Annotated in this window: 22 protein-coding genes and 1 pseudogene; 9 read left to right on the forward strand and 14 right to left on the reverse strand. The window is 70.5% G+C overall.

The genetic code is table 11. From position 1 onward, the window contains the following. Positions 1 to 42 precede the first annotated feature (42 nt). Positions 43 to 1,068 (forward strand): IS630 family transposase, encoded by a 1,026-nt coding sequence (locus Nocox_RS05780; RefSeq protein ID WP_063711713.1) that lies wholly within the window; start codon positions 43 to 45, stop codon positions 1,066 to 1,068. On the opposite strand, the gene Nocox_RS05785 is transcribed toward Nocox_RS05780, so the two are convergent. The 5 genes from Nocox_RS05785 to Nocox_RS05805 all read right to left on the reverse strand — a co-directional run bounded on the left by Nocox_RS05785 (position 1,065) and on the right by Nocox_RS05805 (position 5,298). After that, a complete protein-coding gene (locus Nocox_RS05785) occupies positions 1,065 to 1,211 on the reverse strand; it encodes a hypothetical protein (protein WP_211212823.1) in 147 nt (48 codons plus the stop codon). The genes Nocox_RS05780 and Nocox_RS05785 overlap by 4 nt on opposite strands. 413 nt (positions 1,212 to 1,624) lie before the next feature. Further along, positions 1,625 to 1,921, reverse strand: a complete 297-nt coding sequence (locus Nocox_RS05790; RefSeq protein WP_020546889.1) for a transposase — start codon at positions 1,919 to 1,921, stop codon at positions 1,625 to 1,627. Positions 1,922 to 2,094: 173 nt separating this feature from the next. Further along, on the reverse strand, positions 2,095 to 2,484 hold the full coding sequence (locus tag Nocox_RS05795) for a S26 family signal peptidase (RefSeq protein WP_026215107.1): 390 nt from the start codon (positions 2,482 to 2,484) through the stop codon (positions 2,095 to 2,097). A gap of 463 nt (positions 2,485 to 2,947) precedes the next feature. Continuing rightward, positions 2,948 to 4,750, reverse strand: coding sequence for an ABC transporter ATP-binding protein (locus Nocox_RS05800; protein WP_026215109.1), 1,803 nt, complete (start codon positions 4,748 to 4,750; stop codon positions 2,948 to 2,950). Next, positions 4,747 to 5,298: a redoxin domain-containing protein gene (locus tag Nocox_RS05805; protein ID WP_020546892.1), complete on the reverse strand. Its 552-nt coding sequence runs from the start codon at positions 5,296 to 5,298 to the stop codon at positions 4,747 to 4,749. The genes Nocox_RS05800 and Nocox_RS05805 overlap by 4 nt, the downstream gene beginning before the upstream one ends. Positions 5,299 to 5,371: 73 nt before the next feature. Between Nocox_RS05805 and Nocox_RS42795 the strand changes: the two genes are divergently transcribed. Next, positions 5,372 to 5,743 (forward strand): Rossmann-fold NAD(P)-binding domain-containing protein, encoded by a 372-nt coding sequence (locus tag Nocox_RS42795; RefSeq protein WP_020546893.1) that lies wholly within the window; start codon positions 5,372 to 5,374, stop codon positions 5,741 to 5,743. A 143-nt stretch (positions 5,744 to 5,886) separates the two neighbouring features. Here the strand turns inward: Nocox_RS42795 and Nocox_RS05815 are convergent, their stop codons facing one another. After that, the gene (locus tag Nocox_RS05815) at positions 5,887 to 6,864 is read right to left on the reverse strand and encodes a hypothetical protein (protein ID WP_157383428.1); all 978 of its coding nucleotides are present in this window, start codon (positions 6,862 to 6,864) and stop codon (positions 5,887 to 5,889) included. An 18-nt stretch (positions 6,865 to 6,882) separates the two neighbouring features. Next, a complete protein-coding gene (locus tag Nocox_RS05820; protein WP_020546895.1) occupies positions 6,883 to 7,464 on the reverse strand; it encodes a TetR/AcrR family transcriptional regulator in 582 nt (193 codons plus the stop codon). Between the two features lie 60 nt (positions 7,465 to 7,524). Here Nocox_RS05820 and Nocox_RS05825 point away from each other — a divergent pair, with 60 nt between their 5' ends. Beyond that, complete coding sequence (locus tag Nocox_RS05825) at positions 7,525 to 8,433, forward strand: hypothetical protein (RefSeq protein WP_157383429.1); 909 nt, start codon at positions 7,525 to 7,527, stop codon at positions 8,431 to 8,433. A gap of 6 nt (positions 8,434 to 8,439) precedes the next feature. Here Nocox_RS05825 and Nocox_RS05830 read toward each other — a convergent pair whose 3' ends face one another. Next, positions 8,440 to 9,489 carry a DUF2776 family protein gene (locus Nocox_RS05830; RefSeq protein WP_020546897.1) on the reverse strand — a complete coding sequence of 350 codons (1,050 nt, stop codon included), beginning with the start codon at positions 9,487 to 9,489 and terminating at the stop codon, positions 8,440 to 8,442. Between the two features lie 209 nt (positions 9,490 to 9,698). Between Nocox_RS05830 and Nocox_RS05835 the strand changes: the two genes are divergently transcribed. After that, the gene (locus Nocox_RS05835; protein ID WP_051112757.1) at positions 9,699 to 11,231 is read left to right on the forward strand and encodes a serine/threonine-protein kinase; all 1,533 of its coding nucleotides are present in this window, start codon (positions 9,699 to 9,701) and stop codon (positions 11,229 to 11,231) included. Between the two features lie 16 nt (positions 11,232 to 11,247). On the opposite strand, the gene Nocox_RS05840 is transcribed toward Nocox_RS05835, so the two are convergent. Further along, a complete protein-coding gene (locus tag Nocox_RS05840) occupies positions 11,248 to 11,826 on the reverse strand; it encodes a hypothetical protein (protein ID WP_063711714.1) in 579 nt (192 codons plus the stop codon). Positions 11,827 to 12,113: 287 nt separating this feature from the next. Here Nocox_RS05840 and Nocox_RS05845 point away from each other — a divergent pair, with 287 nt between their 5' ends. From Nocox_RS05845 to Nocox_RS05855, 3 genes are all read left to right on the forward strand, one after another. Beyond that, complete coding sequence (locus Nocox_RS05845; RefSeq protein WP_020547993.1) at positions 12,114 to 13,448, forward strand: ISL3 family transposase; 1,335 nt, start codon at positions 12,114 to 12,116, stop codon at positions 13,446 to 13,448. 15 nt (positions 13,449 to 13,463) lie between these two features. Continuing rightward, entirely contained in the window at positions 13,464 to 14,186 is a 723-nt protein-coding gene (locus Nocox_RS05850; protein WP_084685958.1) for an MBL fold metallo-hydrolase, read from the forward strand. A gap of 105 nt (positions 14,187 to 14,291) precedes the next feature. After that, positions 14,292 to 15,101: a hypothetical protein gene (locus tag Nocox_RS05855; RefSeq protein ID WP_020547436.1), complete on the forward strand. Its 810-nt coding sequence runs from the start codon at positions 14,292 to 14,294 to the stop codon at positions 15,099 to 15,101. Between the two features lie 3 nt (positions 15,102 to 15,104). Here the strand turns inward: Nocox_RS05855 and Nocox_RS05860 are convergent, their stop codons facing one another. From Nocox_RS05860 to Nocox_RS05875, 4 genes are all read right to left on the reverse strand, one after another. Then, entirely contained in the window at positions 15,105 to 15,848 is a 744-nt protein-coding gene (locus tag Nocox_RS05860; RefSeq protein ID WP_020547437.1) for a DUF4097 family beta strand repeat-containing protein, read from the reverse strand. Between the two features lie 80 nt (positions 15,849 to 15,928). After that, a complete protein-coding gene (locus Nocox_RS05865) occupies positions 15,929 to 16,768 on the reverse strand; it encodes an LLM class flavin-dependent oxidoreductase (RefSeq protein WP_211212848.1) in 840 nt (279 codons plus the stop codon). Between the two features lie 66 nt (positions 16,769 to 16,834). Next, positions 16,835 to 17,182, reverse strand: a complete 348-nt coding sequence (locus Nocox_RS05870) for an STAS domain-containing protein (RefSeq protein ID WP_020547439.1) — start codon at positions 17,180 to 17,182, stop codon at positions 16,835 to 16,837. A gap of 34 nt (positions 17,183 to 17,216) precedes the next feature. Then, the gene (locus tag Nocox_RS05875) at positions 17,217 to 18,665 is read right to left on the reverse strand and encodes an LCP family protein (protein WP_020547440.1); all 1,449 of its coding nucleotides are present in this window, start codon (positions 18,663 to 18,665) and stop codon (positions 17,217 to 17,219) included. Positions 18,666 to 18,743: 78 nt separating this feature from the next. On the opposite strand from Nocox_RS05875, the gene Nocox_RS05880 reads away from it, so the two are divergent. Continuing rightward, a complete protein-coding gene (locus Nocox_RS05880; RefSeq protein WP_020547441.1) occupies positions 18,744 to 19,766 on the forward strand; it encodes a glycosyltransferase family 2 protein in 1,023 nt (340 codons plus the stop codon). Here the strand turns inward: Nocox_RS05880 and Nocox_RS05885 are convergent. Continuing rightward, the gene (locus Nocox_RS05885) at positions 19,761 to 21,497 is read right to left on the reverse strand and encodes a CDP-glycerol glycerophosphotransferase family protein (protein ID WP_033411417.1); all 1,737 of its coding nucleotides are present in this window, start codon (positions 21,495 to 21,497) and stop codon (positions 19,761 to 19,763) included. The genes Nocox_RS05880 and Nocox_RS05885 overlap by 6 nt on opposite strands. Positions 21,498 to 21,646: 149 nt before the next feature. Here Nocox_RS05885 and Nocox_RS05890 point away from each other — a divergent pair. Then, positions 21,647 to 22,846 (forward strand): annotated as a pseudogene (locus Nocox_RS05890) (RNA-guided endonuclease InsQ/TnpB family protein); the annotation flags it as partial. Between the last annotated feature and the right edge of the window lie 11 nt (positions 22,847 to 22,857).

The following is a 22,857-nucleotide window of genomic DNA, read 5'->3' on the forward strand; positions in this document are numbered from 1 at the left end:
CACACTGGTGCCCCCCTGAAAAGATCACCGAAAGCGTTCCGCGTGCCCGTCCTCCGCGCCCGCCAGATCATCGTGACCGCCGCCGAACGGCGACGGCTCAAGAAGCTGGCTCACTCGCACACCGCCCCCCACCAGCAGGTCATCCGTGTCCGGATCGTGCTGGACGCCGCGCACGGCTATTCCAACGCCCGTATCGCTCTGCGGCAGCACGTCCACCTCGATACCGTCCGCCGGTGGCGTGACCGCTACGCCGACCAGGGCCTCGACGGGCTCAAGGACCGGCCCCGCAGCGGCCGGCCGCCCCGCTTCACCCCCGTCCAGCGAGCCGAGGTCACGGCACTGGCCTGCCAGTTGCCGGCCGAGACCGGAGTGCCGCTGTCTCGCTGGAGCAGCACCGACCTGGCGGCCGAAGCGGTCGGCCGGAGCATCACCGACACGATCTCCGCCTCGACCGTCCGCCGGATTCTGGCCGCTGACGTGCTCAAACCCTGGCAGCACGCCTCCTGGGTGTTCATCCGCGATCCCGACTTCGCCGCCAAGGCCGCCCGTGTGCTCGACCTCTACCAGCGCATCTGGGACGGCCAGCCCCTCACCGGCAACGAGTACGTGATCTCCTCCGACGAGAAGACCTCGATCCAGGCCCGCTGCCGCTGCCACCCCACTCTGCCACCCGGCAGTGCCCGCACGATGCGGATCAACCACGAATACGACCGGGGCGGATCGCTGGCCTACCTGGCCGCTTACGACGTCCACCATGCGCGCGTGATCGGTCATTGCGCGGCCACGACCGGCATCGTCCCGTTCATGACCCTCGTGGAGAAGGTGATGACCACCGAACCTTACGCCTCCGCCAAGCGGGTGTTCTGGGTGGTCGACAACGGCTCCTCCCACCGCGGCAAGGCAGCCGGCGACCGGCTCACCGCCCGGTTCCCCAACGCGGTGATGGTCCACACCCCCGTACACGCGTCCTGGCTCAACCAGATCGAGATCTTCTTTTTTCCGTCGTGCAGCGCAAGGTCGTCACACCCAACGACTTCACCGGCCTTGACCAGGTCGAAGACCGGTTAATCGCCTTCGAGCGCCGTTACAACGAGACCGCCCGGCCCTTCAGATGGAAGTTCACCCCGGCCGACCTCGAAGACCTGCTGGCCCGGATCGAGCGACACGAACAGAAAGAGCACCACTTCCAACAGCCCGCTGGCTGCGGTCACCAGCCTGTCGCACTACCAACGGCCGTGTGAACCCTCGAATGACTTACGAACTGGACCACTAAGCTGCAGGTCAGGAACTCCTGTTGCCTGGGTCGGGCGGATCAGCGCCCCGGAGCGCGGTTCGCGAGCCCATGCCCGGGACGTCCGCGCCAAGCTCAACCGCCTGGCCGGGCGCGGCATCCCCGTTGGGACCGAGCCGGGATTGTCCATCCGGCGTCGCCCATAGCCCGAACGGCGAGCCTCCGACCGGCCGATCTGTCCCCACTCCAACGACACAAGGGGGCATCGGCTCACGGAATGCACTCCCAGAAGGAGGTTCGTGAGTTCATGCCCGTGATGCCGCAGTGTGGCGGGTGAATCTGTAGTGTTATGCCTGCCTGCCTGGTGGGCGTGGGTGTGCTACTTGGCGAGCGTCATCGAGTCTCGGACGCGAAGAAGGCGGCTGCATTTTTCAGGAAGATCAACTTTTCGCGCAGCTCCGCGTTCTCCCGTTCCAGCTCCCGAATCCTGGCCCGGTCCGGCCCTGCGACCGGCGGCCGCTCCTCCTGCTGTGCGCTCGCGAACCGGTGTCGGTTCACCCAGCTGCCCAGGGTGCTGGCGTTGATGTCGAACTCCCGCGCCACCGACGCGACCGTCCGATCGCCCTCCAGCACCATGCGGACGGCTTCTTCCTTGAACTTCGGGGAGAACTGCCTGCGACGCCTCGTCACGTACCTACCTCTTCCAGACTTCTGTCAGCTTATGTAGCCGACTGTCCGGAAACTGCCGGGCACCTCAGTAGCTTCTGGCCTTGATCAATGCTTCTTGGCACGGCGCATGGGGGTAACAAACGGAACTGCTGGAATGTCGCTCAGGGCGCTTGGTTTCACGAGGGGTGGCCGGCTCAGGTGCCGAGGGCGCGCACGACGACGCCGACGAGCCGCTGCTGGGTGACCAGGCCGTAGTCCCGCGAGTCGCGGCTGGCGTCGGGGTTGTCTCCCAGGAGCGCCATCCAGCCTGGAGGAACCTGTGCGTTCGACGGCGACGGTACGTGTTCCGGTACGCGATCCCCCGGCACCGCGGCCAATCGCTTGATGACGTAGCCGCTGCGCGGTCGCGGGCCCGCCATTCGCGTGTCCGGCGTGACCACAACGATGTCGCCCACTCTCAGGCGGGACAGGGATGCCCGGCGCACCAGCAGACGATCGCCAGGAAGCAAGGTGGGCGCCATGCTGAAGCCCGAGACCGTGGCCAGGACGAACCTGCGCCGCAGCAGCATGACGAAGGCCGCCACGCCGGCACTTATCAGGACTGCTGCAATCACGGCCTGCACGGAAAGCGCCTCACTGATCGGCGAGTTGCACCAGCGGGTATTCGGAGCATCAGCATGAGACCGCACGAAAGCAGCCACCGGCCCGGCCGGCGGCCGCTCCGCCTACGTGTCAGCTAGCAGCTGTACTGGGCTCCGTACACGTTGCAGGGCCCGCAGGTCGTCTGGTTGCTGTCGCAGCCGCGGTCACACCACCGGGAGACAGTTCTGTTGCCGCTGCAGTAGCAGAATTCCTTCCAGGTCGTGCACGCGGCCTGAGCTGTGATTTTCGGGACGAAGGCGGACAACATCCGGTCGCCGAACGTTTGGAAGAGTCGCAGCATGCTCTACTCCCTCGTGAAGAGTCGGGCCGCTCTTCGACGTGCCGGTAGGCATCGTCTGATCTTGACCCGTTTTGATCTACAGTAGAGATCAATTCGGGCTCTGGTCAATCGCGGTAGCCTGCGGCCTGGAGGGAGAACAGCTCGGCGTAGGGCCCTGGCGCCTTGACCAGCTCGTCGTGCCGGCCGGCCTGCACCACGGCGCCGGCGTCCAGGACCAGGATCAGGTCCGCGTCCCGGATCGTGCCGAGCCGGTGCGACACCAGCAGGCTGGTGCCACCGTCGCGGAGCCGCTGGAAGCCCTGGTGGATCTCGTGTTCGGCCTCGGGGTCGAGGCGCGCGCTCGGCTCATCGAGGATGAGCAGGTCACGACCGCCGCGCAGGAAGCTGCGCGCGATGGCGACACGTTGCCACTGCCCGCCGGAGAGCATGGTGCCGGGTGTGGTTCCGTTCAGTTCGTCGCCGGCGAAGTAGGTGCGGCTGAGCAGCGTGTCGTACCCGTGGGGGAGCCTGTGCAGGATGTCGTGCACACCCGCGTCCTTCGCAGCGGTCTCGATGCGTGACGAGTCCGTCAGGGCCTCGACGTCACCGATGCCGATGTTCTCCGCGGCCGACAACTCGTAGGAGACGAAGTCCTGGAAGACCCCCGCGATCCGGGCGCGCAGCTGTACCGGGTCGAGATCCCGCAGGTCGACGCCGTCCCAGAGGATCGCGCCACGGTCGGGGTCGTAGTAGCGGCACAAGAGCTTGATGATCGTGCTCTTGCCGGCTCCGTTGAAGCCGACAAGGGCGACCGCCTGACCCTTCGGGATCGTCACGGTGACACCGCGCAGCACCCAGGGGAGATCCTCCCGGTACCGGAACCAGACGTCACGCAGCTCGATGCCGTGCCGCAGCGGCGCCACCGGACGGGGCCGGGCCGGCACCGGCAGATCCGGCTCCGCTTCCACGACGGCGAGGTAGTGACCGAACATCAGCAACTGTGTGTGCGCTCCGGCCAGATCGCGCACCATGCCGAGCAGAGCCGCCTGCACCGCGGCGACCGCGGCGACCAACATGGACACGTCGCCGACGGACACCCTTCCGTTGGCCGCGGCGTTGATCACCCAGACCAGGCAGCCGCCCGCCGTCGCGGTCGAGAGCATGGTGAGCAGCGCCTCCGTGCGCAGAGCCCGCCGGTCCATCGCCCGCTGCACCCCATTCGCGGCACGGCGTTCGCGGAGCATCCGTCCCCTGAGAAAGGAACCGACGCCGAACAGCCTGACCTCGGTCGCCGCCTCGACATCGGAGAGCAGCTGGCCGTAGAACAACTCGCGCCGCTCGAGCGGTCCCACGGTGTTCATCGCCTCGGCCCGCCGGCGCGCGAGAGCGAACTCGGCGCCGACGGCGGGGAGCGCGCCGACCAGGACGACGATCGCCAGAGCAGGGCTGATGGTGACCAGTGAGACGACGAACCCCACGCTCAGCAGGACCTGCTGGAGCAGGTTCAGGCTCACGGCCATGATCTCGGCGGGTCCGGACCCGCCGGCGTGACGGGCGAAGCGCAACCGATCCGCGAACTGCGGGTCCTCGAACCGCCCCAGGCCGATCAACCTGTTGACCGCGGCGTAGAGCTGGTCGAGGGCGGCGAGCGCGATGGTCCGTCCCTGCTCGGCCCGCAGGTAGCGCAGCACCTGCACCAGCAGCGCCGTGATGACGCCCGCGATGACCAGTCCGATGATCGGCCACGTCAGGTCCGCGGGTCCGCCGGGCGCGCTCAGCTGATCGAAGACGACCTTCGTCAGCCACGCCACGGCGACGGGCGCGCCCGCTCCGAGCACCGTCAGCACGAGCTGAGCGACGGTCGTACGCGCCGAGACCCGCCAGGCCAGCCGCCAGGCGGCGACGGCCACCCGGATTCCGGGCGTCACAGGACCGCGGACTCAGGAAGGACGTCTACCTGGAAGCCGGTGACCGAGAGGACGCCCTTCTCGCCCATGAGGCAGAAGGCCGGGTATCCGCGGAGGCCGAACGCCGTTGACATCTCACCGTCGACATCCGCCTCGATGACGATCTGCGCGACCCCGCTCAGCTCCTCACGCAGGCCCTCGAGTTCCTCGGGCGAGCCCAGCAGCACCGCGATGACATCGTCGCGCCCGCCCGACAGGCCGGACGCGTACCGGATGAAGGCGGGCTTCTGCTCCACACAGGTCGGGCAGCGCGGCGAGAAGAAGGCCACGACCATCCCCTGCCGGAGATCATCACGGGTCACCGTCCGGTCGTCGCCCGTCACTGCGCGGAATTCGCCGACCCGAGTCCCGGCGGGCAGGGTGACCTCTCCCTGGGCGGGGGACTGCGCACGTCCTTGGTTGATCAGCTCGGTGTGCTCCCGAAGGCGCCGGATCACTGCGACGGTGAGCACGAGATTGAGAAGGGAGATGGCACAGACAATCGCTAATGCGGCCCACACGACTGGCATGGCGACATCCTCAACGTTGATCCTTTTCGGAGCGGCCAGGATAGTACAGGCATATCCGCGCAAGGAGGGTCACGTGAGTCCGTCCCGATCCGGCCGGACCGCGGCACCGGGCACCGCCGCGCGGCTGTCCGGCTGGCCTGAGCAACGCGATCATGTCCTCGAACGCCGTGATCAGGATGCCGGCGACAAGTCCGACGACCTGGCCTCCCTGGGCTCGGTCCGGTCCGCGGCGGCCGAGCTGCGCGCCGCCCACCCGCGCATCGACCTGCTGATCAACAACGCGGGGCGCCCCGACCTGGACGGAGAACTCCTGGCGCACATCCTGCTGGGCAGCCTTCAGAGCGAACCGGTCCTGCGGCTTCTGGAACGCGGAGAGGTGTCGCGGCTCGCCGCGTCGCTGCGCGTCACGGCGGCCGGGATGCTCACGGCCCCTGCCGCCTCCTGAAGCGCGGAGAGGGGCGGTGGAGTGCGTACCTGTGCGTCAAAGCCTCTGCGAAGCTGAGCGCCATGAAGCAGCCGACGAGCAAGAAGTGATCTGCTCGATCCAATGAGCTGTCGTGCTCCACCCGGCGGTCATCCAGGCATGCCTCATGGGGTGGTCAGGGTCTGGAGGTCGCCCCGGATCAGCAGCTGGTTGGCGAACATCGCGTTCGTGGTGTCGTTAAGCGTCAGGACGGCCCGCAGCACGGTGTGGTCGTCCGAGCTGACCCGGTCGTGGGCGATCTCCGGGGCGTGCTTTCCGTACGTCCCGCCGGTGCCCATGCTCCCCGTCGGGACGAGGCGGGTCGTCAGGGCGCGTTCGACGCCGGCGGCGGCGGATGCCGCCGGCAGCACGCAGATGACGTTGACGGGCCGGTCCTTCAGGTCGGCCGGACGACGCAGGCCCACGCCGTACAGTGTGACGGTCCCGCTGGGCGGGGACGGGGTCATGATCGTGGCCGCGGCGACGTCGCCGAGGCAGGAGGCCATGGCCGCGTGCGCCGGCTTGTCGGCCAGCGAGGCGTCCCCGCCGAGGGCGGTCGTGAGCAGGTCGGGGGTCGAGGCCGCGGCCACCAGCGAGTCGGTGACCACGACCTGGTTGAGCTGGTTGGTCACGCCGGGAACGATCGTGCGGGACAGGTCGATCTCGTCGCCGGGGGAGAACGAGAGCCCTTCGTGGCCGCTCATCTCACGAGGCTTGGCGCCGAGGGCGGTCAGCTTCTCGCGTACGGCGTCCGCGTCGACGTCGCCGTCGAACCGGAACGCCGTCCGGGGAGGTGCGCCGATCGAGATCGCCCGCGTACCGGCGCTGGGGGTCATGCCCGTGGCCTCCGGCAGGGCCGCCGCGGCTGTGGCGAGGCCGCCCAGGCCGGAGACGGCCGCGGGTAACCAGCGGCGAGTCTTGTCGTCACCCGCCTTGACGCCCAGGTCACGCCACCAGGCCGGTTCGCCGTACTCGAAGTACGCGGCGGCGGGTCCCTCGGCGGAAACGGCGGCCATCGCGTCCATCAGGCCGTCTTCGCCGGCGTTCTGCCCGCATCCGGTCAGGACCAGCAGCGCTGTCAGTGCCACGCTCACTTTTCGCATGGCGCGAGCGTAGTTGGCTCAGTCGTTCAGGTGGGCCAGGGCGGTGCTGGTGACGCGTACGGCGTCGTCGATCCAGGCCGGGACGGGTTCGCCGATGATCGGCCGGACGAGGCCATAGGGGGAGTCGCGGCAGGCCATGGCGATCACCTCCATCCCGTGCGGGGTGATCCGGCCGTAGCGGCGTTCGGTCAGGCGTCGCAGGTGTGCGACGACGGGGTCGTTGAGGTGGCGGAGCTCGTCCTGGAGCTGGGGCGGGCCGGTGGCGACCAGGTCGGCGTGGCGGAAGACGGTCATCATGCGGGCGTCGCGCGGGTGGCGGCGGCAGAAGGCCGGGATCCACAGCGCGGTGCGCACGATGGCCTCGATGGGTTCGCCGGTGTCGGCGGCCGTGGTGAGCCCGGCCTGGAACGCCTTGACGGCGCGGATCCAGGCCGTCCCGAAGAGGACGTCCCTCGACGGGAAGCGGTGGTAGATCGAGCCCGAGGGGGCGCCGAGCAGGGCGGTGACGTGGCCGACGGTGGCCGAGCGCCAGTGCTCGTACGCCGCGTCCCGCGCCGCGTCGAGGATCTGCTCGTGGGTGAACGAAGGACTCCTGGCCATCGCCGTGAGTTTATCCGTTACGGTTGTTCTAGAGAACGTTCTCTAATTGGGGGATGGATCATGAACAGAAGCGCCTTGAGGGCCGTCGTGCTCGTCGTCGCGGTGGTGTCCTGCCTGCCGTACCTGATCTTCAAGGTGGCCTGGCTGGCCGGGTCCACGGTCGGGATCACCGACGCCGGAGGCCAGGCGCTGATGAACGATCCGCGGCACGTGGCCGGCAACTACGTCACCGTCGCCATGGACCTGGCCGCCATCGCCCTCGCGGTGGTGCTGGGACGGCCGATCGGCCATCGCCTGCCGGCCTGGCTGCTGCTGGTGCCCGCCTGGGGCGCCACCGGGCTGCTGGCGCCGATCGTGCTCGGCCTCCCGGCCGGGCTGCTGGTCCAGGGGGTCACCGGTACGGCGGTGCCCGCCGGCAGCGGCGACGGACTCGCCGGGTGGGTGTTCGTCATCATCTACGGAGGTTTCGGGGTGCTGGGCTGTTGCCTCGCCGTCCTCGTCCTGCTGCACGCCATGGAACGCTGGCCCCGGACCTTCGCCACCGGTCCGTCGCCGACGAACCGGACGATCGCGGCGATCTGCGGGGTTCCCCTGCTCGGCTACGCCCTGGCCCTGGTCGTCTGGGCGGTCGCGGGTCCCGGGGCCGGCGGGCCGGCCGGGTTCGAGAGCCCGGCGCAGCGGACGGTGCTGGCCGTCACGGGCCTGCTCGTCGCGGTCGGGTACGTCACGCCGCGGGCGCGCGGCTTCGTGGGCCGCCACCCGGGCTGGGCGGTCGTGTTGACCTGGACCGGGTGCGGCGTGGCCACGCTGTCCGGGCCGACCTTCGTCGCCCTCAGCCACGACGGCATCGTGCGCGTCCCGGTGCTGGCCGCGGCCGTGGCGTCGGTGGTGGCGGGGCTGCTGTACTCGATCGTCCTCCTGCGGTCCGCGGCGTCGTACGGCCGGGCTCCCGCTCCCGCGCTCTCGTGACGAGGCTCAGCCCGACGTCCCCTCCTCAAGGATGGAGACGATGGAGAAGAGGGTGAAGCAGACCGCGCCGAGGCCGACCAGGACCCGCGCGGGGATGAAGAAGGACGGGTCCGTGACCGCGGCCTCGAAGAGGAAGGCCCCGAAGAACAGGCAGGTCAGCGCCGTGACCACGGGGATCATCGGGATGCGGTTGGCCAGGGGGAAGGTCCGCCGCCAGACCAGGGCCAGGAGCAGGGCCTTGGACAGGATGCTGTAGCAGACCAGCCCCAGGCCGATGAGGATGCAGCCGGGCGCGATGCGGTAGGGGTGATCGGAGCTCGCCAGGACGTAGACGCCGAGGAGGATGTCGATGGTGCCCATCACGATGACGAGCCAGCCCCAGCGGTAGCGCTCGGGCTCACCGAAGCTGTTGCGCACCTGGCGGACGATGCTGGCGACCAGGGCGATCAGGCTGGCGCAGATCGCGGACAGGCCGAAGAGGACGTGACCGGCGGTGTAGTAGGCGCCGCCCTCCGGGGTCGTGCCGCCGCCCTTGGCCATGAGGACGAAGGCGTACACGAAGCCGGCGAGGGCGCAGAGGGCCGGGACCGCGATGAGGACCTTGCCCACCACCGGCGAGTACGCCTCCTCCGGAGGCTCGTCCTCCGCGGTACGGGCGGCGTTGACCGGGATGAGGGTGAAGCGGGTCGAGGAGGTCGCCACGGTGCTGACGCAGGCGCTGATCAGGCCGATGCCGACGATCACGTGGCCGGCCACCACGTATGGGGGTTCGTCGCCCCGCGTGAGGATGACGACCCCGTAGACGACGGCGATGAGAGCGGAGAGGTAGCCGGTCAGGGGCAGGATGACCTGCCAGGCCCGGCTGTAGCGGGAGATCAGCTGGCGGATGATCGTGGCCGCGGTGGTGAAGAGCGCGTAGCAGATGGCGGCCAGGGCGATGGTCACATGCCCGGCCACGAAATGGTCGGCGTCCGGGGCGCCCGCCAGCACATACCACCCGAAGGCGCCGCAGATGACACCCATCACCAGCGGGATGGCGCGGAAGACGACGCTCATCGCAACGTTCACTGTTATCCCCCGATGAACAGTTGTGCCGGCTCCCCCGAACCGAGTTCTTCCTCGCTCATGCCCCACCCGGTACTTCGAACACCGAACCGATCCCGCCGGACCTCCTGGTTCGCGTTCGGACACGGCGGGCGGCGCCGGTCAATAAGATCACTGCTGCTGCGGTGTGACGGCGATGGCGACGGCGACGGGAGCCCTCGATGAGCGACCCCGGCGGTTTCGGCCCCCTGACGATGGACGAACGCGACCCGATCGGCCCCTACCGGATCGTGGGCCGGATGGGCGCGGGCGGCATGGGGGTCGTCTACGCGGGGGTCGCGGCCGACGGCGCCCGGGTGGCGGTCAAGGTCATCCATCCGGGGCTGGCGGCCGATCCGCAGTTCCTGGCCCGGTTCGTCCGGGAGGTGGAGCTGCTGTCGCGGGTGCGGGGGCGCTGCGTCGTCTCGGTGCTGGACGCCGACACCACTGCGATGCCGCCCTGGCTGGCCACGGAGTTCGTCCCTGGGCCGACGCTCAGCACGTACGTCCAGCAGAACGCGCCGCTGCCGCCCGGCCCGCTGCTCTCGTTCGGCGTGGACATCGCCGAGGCGCTCACCGAGATCCACCGGGCCGGCATCGTGCACCGCGACCTCAAACCCGGGAACGTCATCCTCGCCGGCTCCGGCGCGAAGGTCCTCGACTTCGGCATCGCGCGGGCCCTCGACGAGAGCGGGCTCACGGGCACCGGCGCGCTGATCGGCACGCCCGGCTGGATCAGCCCCGAGCAGTACCGGGGCGACCAGGCGGACGCCGCCGCCGACGTGTTCGCGTGGGGCGCGCTGATGACGTACGCGGCCACGGGGCGCCCGCCCTTCGGCACCGGGGCTCCCGACGTCCTCGCCTACCGGGTCATGGGCGTCGATCCCGACCTGTCCGGGGTGCCGGAGGAGGTCCGCGAGCTCGTACGGAGCGCGCTCGCCAAGGACCGTACGGCACGGCCGCCCGCCGAGGAGGTGCTCGCCCGGATCGCCGCGATCCGGTCGGGCACGGGCCCGACGCCGGTCACCCTGCCGGTGACGCGCACGAAGGTCATGCCGCCTCCGGCGGTGCCCGCCCAGCGGGTGACGGTGCCGGGATGGGCGGCCGGGGTGGTCGCCGCCGCCGTCGTGGCGGTCGTGGCCGGGGGAGCGGTGCTGGCGGCGAGCTCCGGAGGAGGGCTGCTGACGGCGCTGCTGGGCCCGGGCGGCGGCCCGGCCGCGACGACGTACGAGGAGAGCCCGGAGCCGGACACGAGCGACGAGACCACGACCGCCGCCACCACCACGGACGACCCCACGGACGAGCCGAGCGACGACCCCACGGACGAGCCCACGGACGACGCCGAGGACGAGACGGCGGCCCCGGAGAAGACGCCCGCCCCGCGCCGACAGCCCACCGCGGGCGCGCGGCGCTCGACCGCCTCCGTCCCGTGCGCGTCCGAGGGCTCGATCCTCCGGCAGGCCGCCGCGCTGAACGGCGGCAGCCTGCCCTCGGACGCCGCCGTCGAGTCCCGGCTGTGCGTGGGGAACTGGGTGGCGGCCAGGATCGCCTCCCCGAGCGTCGGCGGCATCGACCTGATCGCCACCCGCGACGCCACCCGCTTCCTGGACGGCGACATCGGCAGCAACCTCTGCTCGCGCGACTACGGCTCGAAGCTGGTGACGGCCGCGCCGGCCCGCATCACGTCGTTCCTCTGCCCCAACGGCGTCGACTGACCCGGGGCGACGGGGGTCAGGCCTGCGGGGCGGGTTCGACGACGAGCCGGTAGTCGACGCCCGTACGGAAGGTTCCCGACGAGCCGCGGATGGTCAGCGTGTGGGGTCCGGTGGGCAGCGGCGCGAGGCGTACCCAGAGGCCGCAGGCGTGGGTGGTCCCCGTGCCCGCCGAGTCGGTCACGGTGACGCCGGCCTCGTCCAGGCGCTCCGGCTCGACCGGCTTGCCGTCGAGGACGGCCTTCCCTTTGGCCGTGGCCATGAACGTGGCGCAGTCAGCGGCGTCGCCGAGCAGGTTCACCAGCGGGAACGCGAGCGGCCGGCCCGCCGGGATCCGGCAGCTCCGCCGCACGGTGCCGCCGTAGGTGCCGGCCAGGAACCAGAGGTCGTCCGGCTGGGCGTGGTCGCAGAACTCGCCGGTGGTGTCCTGTACGGGACTGGCGTCGTCGTCCGCGGAGTACGCCCACGTCCACCAGCGCCCCTGGACGCTCGTCTCCGGCGGGACCACGCCGGGGGACCGGCTCTCCGGGGTCAGGCCGCAGGCGGGAGCGAGGGCGGCGAGAGCCACCAGACAGGCCCCGGCTGATCGGTTGATCATCTGAGGATGATAAGGCCGCCTGGCGGACGAGGCCGGACGGGTCGCGTACGGAAAAGGCTGAACTGGGCCTGTCTCCCGTATATCCGGTGTGAGATTCTTCCGAACGGAAACCACGGGGGGCGTATTGAGGGGTCTCCGATCTTGATCGGGAAATGGCCGGCCGACTCGCGCTCGAAGGTCACCGTACGTGACGGTTGATGGGGGCGTCGGACCCGGACATGCGAAACCCGTGGCTCTTGTGGATCATGACTGTTCTCTACGCAGTCAACCCCCAAGGAACCACGGGCGTGCACAATCCTATCGAGACCTCCACCGAGGCGACACTGCTGCTTGATCTGGAGGGCCTGCACGTGGTCAAGGTCGAGCGCGACCACGACGGCCATCGGATCGTCCACGTCGTCACCGCCGACGAATCCGCCCGTGCCTGCCCGGCCTGCGGCGTCTTCTCCGTCACCGTCAAGGAACGGGTGGCCACCCGGCCACGGGACCTGCGCGCGGGCGACTCCCCGTACACCCTGCTGTGGCACAAACTCCGGTGGAGCTGTCGCGAGCCGCTGTGCCCTCGAGGCTCGTTCACCGAGCAGATCCCGCAGGTCAGCGCCGGAATGCGGACGACCGCCCGGCTACGCCGCGCCTGCGGACGCGCGATCGCCGACGGCGGCCGCACCGTCACCCAAGCCGCCCGCGACCACCGTCTCTCCTGGCCCATCGCGATGCGCGAACTACGCGCCTACGCCACCGAGGTACTGCCCGACCAGCCCGAACCCACCCCCGTGATCGGCATCGACGAGATCCGCCGAGGCCGCCCCCGCTGGGAGCAAGACCCCGACACCGGGAAATACCGGCTGATCGCAGACCGCTGGCACGTCGGCTTCACCGACCTGGCCACCGGCCAGGGACTGCTCGGCCAGGTCGAAGGCCGCCTCTCCACATCAGTGGCGGCCTGGTTGAACGCCCGCCCAAAGGCATGGCGAACGGCGCTCACCCACGTGGCGATCGACATGTGCCAGACCTTCCGCTGCGCGGTCCGCGCCGCCCTGCCCCACGCGATCATCGTGGTCGACCACTTCCACCTCGTGCAACTGGCCAACGGCAAGCTCGCCGACCTGCGCCGCCGCCTGACCTGGAAGATGCGTGACCGTCGCGGCCGAACGGGAGATCCCGAATACGACCACCGGCGGCTGCTGCGCTCCAACCGCGAAGACCTCACCGACGAGCAGATCGCCATCCTGGAACGCGACCTGACCAGGATCGGAACCTACGGCCGACACATCCTGGCCGGCTGGCACGCCAAGGAGAAACTGCGATACCTGCTCGCACTGGCCCGCACCAACCCTGCCCGCTCGACGATCGCCCACCGCCTGCACGCCTTCTACATCTGGTGCGCCGACCATCCCTACCTGCCCGAACTCGTCACCCTCGCCGAGACCGTCGCCTCCTGGTGGAAGGAGATCGAGGCGTTCCTGCTCACCGGGATCACCAACGCCAAGAGCGAGGGCACCAACCGAGTCATCAAGCTCGAAGCCCGCTGCGCATACGGCTTCCGCAACCCGGCCAACCAACGCCTCCGGTCACGCTGCGCAACCACACGAGAGAGTCGAAACCGCGCCATTCCCGCTTAACTTCCGAGAGCCGTATTGAGCAGGGTCACATTTCTGGGGACCGGCAATTTCCAGGCCGCCGAGCGCTATTGGAATGGATTCGTCCTGGACGATCATATTCTGGTCGAGCCGTCGCCCACCGCGCTGCCGCACCTGCGCCGGTGCGGGATCGACGTGGCCGGGCTCGACGTCGTGGCCATCTCGCACTTCCACGCCGACCACACCTTCGGCTGGCCCTTCCTGCTGCTCGAACTGCTGCACCGGCACGCCGCCACGCCGCTCCACGTGGTGGGGCCGCCCCGGGTCGAGCAGTTCCTCCGGACGATGATGGACGTCGCCGGCGTGCCCGGCATCCACGAGGAGGCGCACGAGAAGCTCGACATCCGCTACGTCGAGGTGGACTGCTCGTGGCAGGTGGCGGGCCCGCTCAGGTTCCGGGCCGTGGAGGTGGACCACGTGGCGCATCTCGACTGCTACGGGTACGTCTTCGAGCGCGCCGGCGCGACGGTCGGGTACTCCGGGGACACGCGGCCGGGCGCCGGCCTCGACGCGCTCGCGGCGGCCAGCGACGCGCTCATCCTGGAGTGCAACGGCCCGCACCATCCCGCCGCCGGGCACATGGAGGTCGGGCACGTGGAGGCGTTGCGCCGGCGGTTTCCCGATGTGCCGTTCGTGCTGACGCACCTGGGGGCGGGGGTGGAGGCCGGGCACATCGAACGCTGCCTGGTGCCGGACGACTTCCAGACGGTGGAGATCTAGCCGGGGCCGGTCCGTCCGGCGGCGGACCGGCTGTCCTCTTCCCCTGTTATGGTCATGTCCAAACTCATGATCAAGTTGAGCCTTCAGTCAGGATTGGGAGGGGTCATGCGGACCACGAGCAAGATCGCCATCGTCACTTCGGTGCTCGTCGCCTCGGGCGCGGCTCCGGTGGCGGCGAGCGCGGCAGCGGCGCCCGCTTTTGTGGCCTACCACAACGTGGGTGCCGCCGAGAGCGTCAAGCAGGTACGCCGCCTCAAGGAACAGGGCTATCGCCCCCTTACCGTAAACGTTTCCGACGGGGAGCGGTACGCCGCCGTCTGGGTCAAGGGCGGCTCGCCGGACTGGGGCATCTGGCAGGGCATGTCGGCCTCCGGCTACCAGCGGCGTGTGGACGCCGGCGTGAAGGAGGGCGTCCAGCCGGTGTCGGTGTCCGCCACGGGCCCGGCCGGCTCGGCGGTGTTCACGGCGGTCTTCGACAAGAAGGGCGGCACCTTCCAGTCCCGCCATAACCTGACGGGGAGCGAGTTCGCCGCGGCCAACAAGCACGCCGTCGGCCAGGGGCTCGCCCTGACCTCCGTGGACGCCTACGGCACGCCGGACGACGTCCGTTACGTGGCGGTATGGGCCCCGAACCCGGGCGGCGCCTGGTACTACACCTACGGCAAGAGCCGCTCCCAGCACGAGGCCGAGTTCCACGCCAGGAAGGACAAGGGCTTCCGGCCGGTCAAGGTCGCCGTCGCGCCCGACGGGACGTACACGGCGGTGTGGCGCAAGGACGGGCTCAAGTCCTGGGCGCACTTCGTCGATATGAGCGCGTCGGGCTACCAGGCCCGGTTCGACCAGCTCAAGGGCAAAGGGCTGTACCCCGTCCAGGTGAACGCCGAGGGCGGCAAGTACACCGCCGTCTGGGAGTGAGGCTCACGGGACGCGGACGCGGACGTTCCCGGTGCCGCTGCGGGCGACGATGACGGCGGACGCCTTCGGGTCGCTCCTGAGGTCGGAGGTGACGGAGCCGTCCCTGCTGCGGGCGGTCACCGCGTACGAGCCCTTCGGCACCGTCGCCGTCACCCGGCCGTCGGCGGACTCCAGGTCCAGGTCGGCGGGGGCGGTGACGAAGGTGACGTCGATCGCGCCGTCCACGGTGCGGGCGCGTACGGCCGCCGAGGTCAGGGCGGTGCCGGTGATCGGGCCGTCGCTGCGCAGGCGCAGGCGGCCCGAGGCGCCGTCGACCTGGATGTGCTCGCGTGAGACCGCGTCCACGTCCTGCCCGAGGTTCTTGAGCGTCACGCCGTCGGGGGCCTCGACCGTGACGTGGACGGCGGGCGGCACCTCGACGTGATAGCGGGCGCCGCAGTCGCCGACGATCATGCTGCAGTCCGCGCCGAGCCGCAGGACGCCGTCGCGGAGGGACCAGGTGGCGTTGCCCTCGCCGGCCGCCTTGCCGCGGACCCAGCGGTCCACCCGCACCGAGCCGGCGGAGCCGGGCAGGACGCGGACGCCGCCCAGCGAGGAGACGATCTTCAGTGTGGTCCCCGTGACGGGGAAGGCGCGGCTGGAGCGGACCTCCTCGGCGTCCAGGTCGAGGCCGCCGCAGCCGGCCGTGGCGAGGGCCGTCAGGGCTGCGAGGGCGGTGGAGGCTGCGAGCGCAGCGAGTCGCGTCATGGGACCGATCCTCGCGGCGGGCGCCCGCCGCCTCATCGGCCATCTGACCGACCGCCATCGGCCAGATGACCCCAAAGGAGCTAGAGGGCCGCCAGGAGCGCCCGGACGTGCCGCAAGGGGTCGGTGAGGTCCAGCGGACGCACCACGACGGTGTCCGCGCCGGCCGCCGCCAGCGCCTTGACGCGGCCGGCGGCCTCCTCGGCCGTCCCGGTCGCCATCATCACGTCCTCGGGCGCCACCCCCAGGAAGGCGGCCTGCCCCTCGACCAGCCCGCGGTCGACGGTGTGGCCGTCGCCGACGCCGAGGAAGGTGAACATCACCACCTCGTGCCCGTCACCGGCCCCGATGGTCTCCCGCAGGGCGGTGAGCTGCGCGGGCCCGACCCCTTCCGGCAGGATCGTGCCCTCCGCCACCCGCCCGGACAGCGCCAGCGACCTCGGCCCCTTCACCCCGGCCAGCACCGGCGGGACGGTGGCGGGCGGGTGCACGAGCGAGACCCCGTCGAGCCGGACCTCCCGGCCCTCCAGCGTCACCGTCTCGCCCCGCAGCAGCGCCCGTACGGACGTGATCGTCTCCTCCAGCAGCGACAGCGGCGACGCGGGGGCCGCTCCCACCTGTCGCATCCATTCGCGTACGCCGTGCCCGATCCCGGCGGCGAGCCGCCCCGGGTGCAGGCGGGCCAGGTTGCCCAGCTCCATGGCCAGCAGCATCGGGTTGCGCAGGGGAGCGGGGGTGATGCCGATGCCGACGCGCAGGCGGGAGGTGACGGCGAGGGCGGTGGCGGCCGAGGTGAGCCCGCCGGCCCAGCCGAGGTCCTCGACCACCCACAGGTCGTCGGCGGAGCTGTCGTCCAGCTCCCTGGCGAACGGCACGAGCCGCTCGGGCGGCAGGCCCCGGTCGAACATCACGCCCAGTCTCACGGCTTCCTCCAGCAGTAGCGGAACACCCGGCCGACAACCGAGTATCCAGCACGGGAGGAAGGTGGCTCAGGCCGCCGTCCCGAGGGCCGTACGGGCCGCGTTCATGGAGTCCGTGGTCTCGAAGTGCCGGTCGAGGTTGGTGATCGTCAGCAGGTGCTTGATCATGCCAGGGGCCAGCACCAGGATGAGTCGCCCGCGCACCTGCTGGATCCGGTTGAGCGTGGAGACCAGGACGCCCAGCCCGACCGAGTCGCAGAACGGCACCTCGGTGAGATCGAGGACGAGATTAGGAGGGTCGGCCTCGGCGATGGCCTGCTCCAGCTCGGCCCGGACCCGGGGAGCGGCCGCCACGTCGAGATCGCCGACGATGTGCAGAACGGTGCAGGGGTCCTCCCGCCAATGTTTGACCACCATGGCCGTTTCCTGCCCGACGTCCGAAAAGATATGCCTATTGCTTACATATGTTCTGCATAGCCGTTTTCGTGGTTGGTGTAACGGCGGGTTTCGGCGCCGGGTCGGCCGAGGTCTTCTGCTTGACGATTTTCGGCTGGTCGCTGCCGACGATCACCTCGATGCCCTTCACATCCGCCTTCTTCAGCTCCGCGCCGGGAACGGCGGCGGCGACCACGCGGGCGGCGGCCTCCTGGCCCTCCGGATAGCGGATCAGGGTCCGCTTGTAATCCTTCTTGTCGGTGTTGCCGGGCTCGTCGGGGACCTTGAACCCGTACGCGACCAGCCCCGCCTTCGTCCGCGCCCCGAGCCCGGTGATGAGCGTGCCGTTCTTGACCTTGAGCGTCACGCTGCCGGGCGCGACCGCGGAGGGCTTGGCCGAGGGTGTGGCGGCGGCCGTGGGCGTGGGCTTGGTGACGTCCTGGTCGTTGTCGATCCTGGTGAACAGGTCCTTGGCGGCCTGCTTGTCCCACAGCACCGCCGACTCGCCCGTGGGGGCGCGGTAGTTCACGTCCGCCAGCGGCACGTCCACGAAGCGCACGTTCTGCAGCGAGACGTCGCGCAGCTGGGTGGCCAGGTCGACCAGGCCGTCGTCCGGGTCCACCTTGACCGTGCCCAGCGTGGAGTTGACGAACGAGGCCAGCTTGGCCGGGTTGCTCAGCGTCTCGGCGCTCAGCGCCCGGTTGAGCAGGGCCGAGATGACCTGCTGCTGGCGGTCGATGCGGTCGAGGTCGGAGCGGGCCGTGGCGCGGGTGCGGGCGTAGAGGAGGGCCTGCACGCCGTCGAGCTGGTGGGTGCCCGCGGCCAGGTTGAGCGCGATCTTCTGGTCGTTGATCGCCACGGGCGTGCAGACGGTGACGCCGCCGAGCGAGTCGACCACGTCGATGAAGCCGAGGATGTTGACCTCGATGTAGCGGTTGATCCGCAGGCCGGTGGCCGCCTCGACGGCCTGCTTGGCCAGCTTGGGCCCGCCGAACTGGTAAGCCGAGTTGATCTTGTGGTCGCCCTGGCCGGGGATCGTCGTCCAGGTGTCGCGCGGCAGGCTCACCACCGTGACCCGGCGGTGGTCCTCCGACAGATGGATCACCATCATCGTGTCGGTGCGCTGGCCCACCTCGCGGCCCAGCTTGAGCCGGTTTTGCTGCTGCCGGCTGAGGTCGTCACGCTTGTCCACGCCGACGAGCAGGATGTTCTCGGCGCCGCCGCGCGCCGCCGACTCGCCGACGCCGGCGTCCACGGTGCCGATCTGCCGCGGCGTCGCCCACACGACGCCGGTGGTGACCAGCACGCAGGTGGACAGGAACCCGGCGACCAGCACGTTGCGCCGCCGCGCCTTCGCGCTGCGCCTGACCGGCCTGCGCGCGCGGTCGGGCGTGAGCCTGACGCCCCCGTAGGCGTCCCCGCCCACGAGCACTCCGGCGTCCTCCTCCTCGCCCGGGTCGTGCATGCCGTCCCCCTCGTCACCCCCGGTATCGGGCTTTCGATTGCCCGACTCCCTCGCCGGTACAGTAGCGTGAGCCCCGCCATGAAGCAGTTCCCCGACTCGCCGCACGCGCCCGCGGAGACGCGCGCCTGGCCCCCCATCTCCGTCATCATGCCGGTCCTCAACGAGGAGCGGCACCTTCGTGAGGCCGTCGACATGGTCCTCGCGCAGCACTACCCCGGTGAGATCGAGGTCGTGCTCGCGGTGGGCCCGTCCCAGGACCGCACCCAGGAGGTCGCCGACGCCATCGCCGCGTCCGACCGCCGGGTCACCGTGGTGCCCAACCCGACCGGCCGCACCCCCAACGCGCTCAACGCCGCGATCGCCGCCTCCCGCAACGGCATCGTCGCACGAGTCGACGGGCACGCCATGCTGCCCTCCGACTACCTGCGCATCGCGGTCGAGACCCTGGCCGAGACAGGCGCCGACAACGTCGGCGGCGTCATGGCCGCGGAGGGGATCAGCCCGTTCGAGCAGGCCGTGGCCTGCGCGATGACCTCCAAGATCGGGGTGGGCGCCGCCGCCTTCCACGTGGGAGGCACGGCGGGCCCCGCCGACACCGTCTACCTCGGCGTCTTCCGCCGCTCGGCGCTCGACCGGGTGGGCGGCTACGACGAGCACTTCCAGCGCGCCCAGGACTGGGAGATGAACCACCGCATCCGCCAGAGCGGCGGCTTGGTGTGGTTCCAGCCGCGCATGCGGGTCTCCTACCGGCCGCGGCCCAACGTCAAGGCCCTCGCCAAGCAGTACTTCCACTACGGCCGCTGGCGGCGGGTGGTCGCGCGCACCCACGAGGGCACGATCAACCTGCGTTACCTCGCCCCGCCCGCCGCGGTGCTGGCGATGATCCTCGGGCTGGTCGTGTCGCCGTTCTTCCCGCTCGGCCTCGTCGTCCCCGGAGGCTACGCCCTCGCGATCGTCGCCGGGTCGGCCGTGACCGGCAGCCACCTGCCGATGGCCGCCCGGCTGCGGCTCCCGCTGGTGTACGCCGCCATGCACTGCTCGTGGGGCTGGGGCTTCCTCACCAGCCCGCGCAGGCTGGCCCGCCCGCCCCGATCGTCATGACCCCGTGAGGACCCGCTCCACCGCCGCGTTGAAGCGGGTCAGCGCGTCCGGATACTCCGGCCCGAGCAGATAGCTCCTGAGCTTCACCCGCGCCCGGGCCAGGGTGTCCTCCCCGTCCAGGAACTCCGCGAGGCCGGCCAGGTCCTCGCCCAGCAGCACGCCCGCCTCCGTGCTCGGATAGCGCTCGTGGAAGGCGTGCTCGGGCAGCCCCGCGACGTTCGTCACCGCGTACGGCTTCTCGCTGGCCAGGAAGTCGGCGACCACGCTGGAGATGTCGCTGATCAGCAGGTCGCACTGGTTGAAGCAGTCGTACAGGTGCGGCTCAGGGCCGGTGACGACCAGGTGCCTGACGTGCGTGGCCGGCCCCTCGGCCCGCGACGGGTGCCGGGCCTTCGACTTGGCCAGCTCGGCCTTCTCGATCATGGCGACGATCCGCCGGTGCGCCCGCAGGGCCGCCTTGTCGCGGTGCCCGGTCAGCGGGTGCGGCTTGTAGATGACCCGCAGCGGCGGATCGTGCTCCAGCAGCGCCCGCACGATACGCGGGCCGAACGTCATCAGCGAGGTGTGGAACAGGTCGTCGTTCCAGCCCTCCCAGGTGGGCGCGTAGAGAACGGTCCGGTACGGCAGCCCCGGCCCCCGCGTCGAGATGCCCTGCAACTGGGGCCGGCCGACCTCGTGGACGCACTCGTCCCGCACGCCGACCTTGGCCTTCCTGTAGCGGTCGCGGCCGGCCGGACCGGCCACCCACACCTCGTCGTACACCCGCGAGAACGGGTTGAACGAGGCTTCCTTGTCGCTGTCGCCGTGGTTGAGGAAGGCGCTGCGGAGCGTCGGGATGCGCAGCATGTGGACGTTGCGGCCGACGTTCGCGACGTACAGGCAGAGCTTGGCGCTGGACAGGGCGCGGAAGCTCATCAGGTCGGCCGACGACGGGATGCACACCATCGGCAGCGACGACGGCTCCAGGTGCCGGGCCATGCCGCGCTCGCGCAGCACCACGATGGCCCGCCGGTCGATGCGCTCCAGCACGGGCAGCCACATGCGGGCCTGGTAGGCGGCGGCCGTCGCGCCCGAGAAGTACAGGATGACCTCCGGGCGGTAGGCGGCCACCTGCGCCCCGACGACCTCCAGCACGCGGACCCGGTCGGTGAGCGGGCGGGTGCGGCGCACGTACGGGAGGAGCGCCAGCGCGCCGGCCGCGCCCAGGGCGAGCGCCAGGGCCGCCCCGCAGCAGGCCGCGACCGCGCCCCACACGGCCCCGAGCACCGGCAGCGCGTCCAGGTAGAGGAAGCGCGTGCCGCGCGGGTCGCCCAGCCAGTGCGGCGGCAGCTTGGGGATGCGCAGCGCCGACACGTCGAGGTTGCGGGTCGTGACCGGCATCCGGCTGAGCGTCTGCCTGAGCAGCAACGCGAGCCCCGTGTGCAGGGCCCGCATCCCGTGGATGCCGAACATCGCGACCGCCAGCGCCAGGAACCACACCGAGTCCGGCCCGGCCGCCCGCGCCACGAGCAGCAGCGCCGCCGTCTCGCGGGCCGCGAAGCGCACCGTGACGCCCAGGTGCACCTGGCCGAGCAGCTCCAGCGGGCGGCGGGCCAGGCGCGGCGCGGCGTACTCGGCGGCGTAGGACACCAGCGCCGCCGCCCCGAACACCAGCGGGGCCGGCCAGAGCGCCGCCGCCAGCAGCGCGGGATAGGAGGCCAGCAGCGCCGCGATCACGATGAGTCTCCTCATCAGATACCTCCGAGGAAACCCCCGCCCTCAGGCAGGGAAAGGATCGGACTCTTGCGGAGCAGGGCAGGAGCAGGCGTTACGCCGCCGGGCAGACCGCAGTCTTTTGGATTCGGCCGGTGCGCGAGTGATCTCGTACATAGAATCGAAAGGTGGCGCAGCTTGTGAAGCGGGCCTACAAGTACCGCTTCTACCCGACCCCCGAGCAGGCCGAAGAGCTTGTCCGGACGTTCGGCTGCGTGCGCCTGGTCTACAACAAGGCCCTGGAGGAGCGGACCCGCGCCTACACGGAGGAAGGCCGTGGGGTCTCCTACACGGAGTCGTCCGCGACGTTGACCGCGTGGAAGCAGACGCCCGAGCTGGCGTTTCTGCGCGAGGTGTCGTCGGTGCCATTGCAGCAGACGCTGCGGCATCTGCAGGCGGCGTTCGCGAACTTCTTCGCCAAACGGGCCAAATACCCCACCTTCAAGTCCCGTAAGAGGTCGCGAGCGTCGGCCGAATACACCCGCTCTGGGTTCCGCTGGCGCGACGGCAGGCTCACCCTGGCCAAGATGGGCGCGCCGCTGGACATCGTGTGGTCGCGCCCACTCCCCGAAGGGGCCGAGCCGTCCACGGTCACCGTGAGCCGGGACCCGGCCGGGCGCTGGTTCGTGTCCCTCCTGGTCGAGGAGAAGATCGCGCCCTTGCCGCCGGTCGAGCAGTCGACGGGCCTGGACGCCGGCCTCACCGCCCTGGCGACGCTGTCGTGCGGCGAGCAGATCGCCAACCCGCGTCACGAGCGTCGTGAGCGGCGCAGGCTGGCCAAGGCGCAGCGGGCGCTGGCCCGCAAGCAGAAGGGGTCGAAGAACCGGGCCAAGGCCCGGCTGAAGGTGGCACGGGTGCACGCCCGGATCGCCGACCGGCGCCGGGACTACCTGCACAAGGCCACCACACGGCTGGTTATCGAGAATCAAGTGATCGCCGTGGAGGACCTGGCCGTCCGCAACCTGCTCAAGAACCACGCGCTGGCCCGTGCCATCTCCGATGCCGGCTGGCGGGAACTGCGCCGCATGCTGGAGTACAAGACGGCCTGGTACGGCCGCACGCTGGCGGTCGTGGACCGTTTCTTTCCCTCTTCCAAGTTGTGCTCGGTCTGCGGGGTGCTGCGGGAAGAGATGCCGTTGAGCGTCCGCGAGTGGACTTGTGCGTGTGGCGCGGTGCATGACCGGGAGGTGAACGCGGCCCGGAACATGCTGCTCGCCGCCGGGCTGGCGGAGAGCTGAAACGCCTGTGGAGCTGGTGTAAGACCTCAAGCGGGAGTCCCCCTCTCGGGCGGGCGACCGGCGGCGAAGCAGGAAGACCGACCGGCGACGGTCGAAATCCC

Source organism: Nonomuraea coxensis DSM 45129, assembly GCF_019397265.1.
Taxonomy (GTDB): domain Bacteria; phylum Actinomycetota; class Actinomycetes; order Streptosporangiales; family Streptosporangiaceae; genus Nonomuraea; species Nonomuraea coxensis.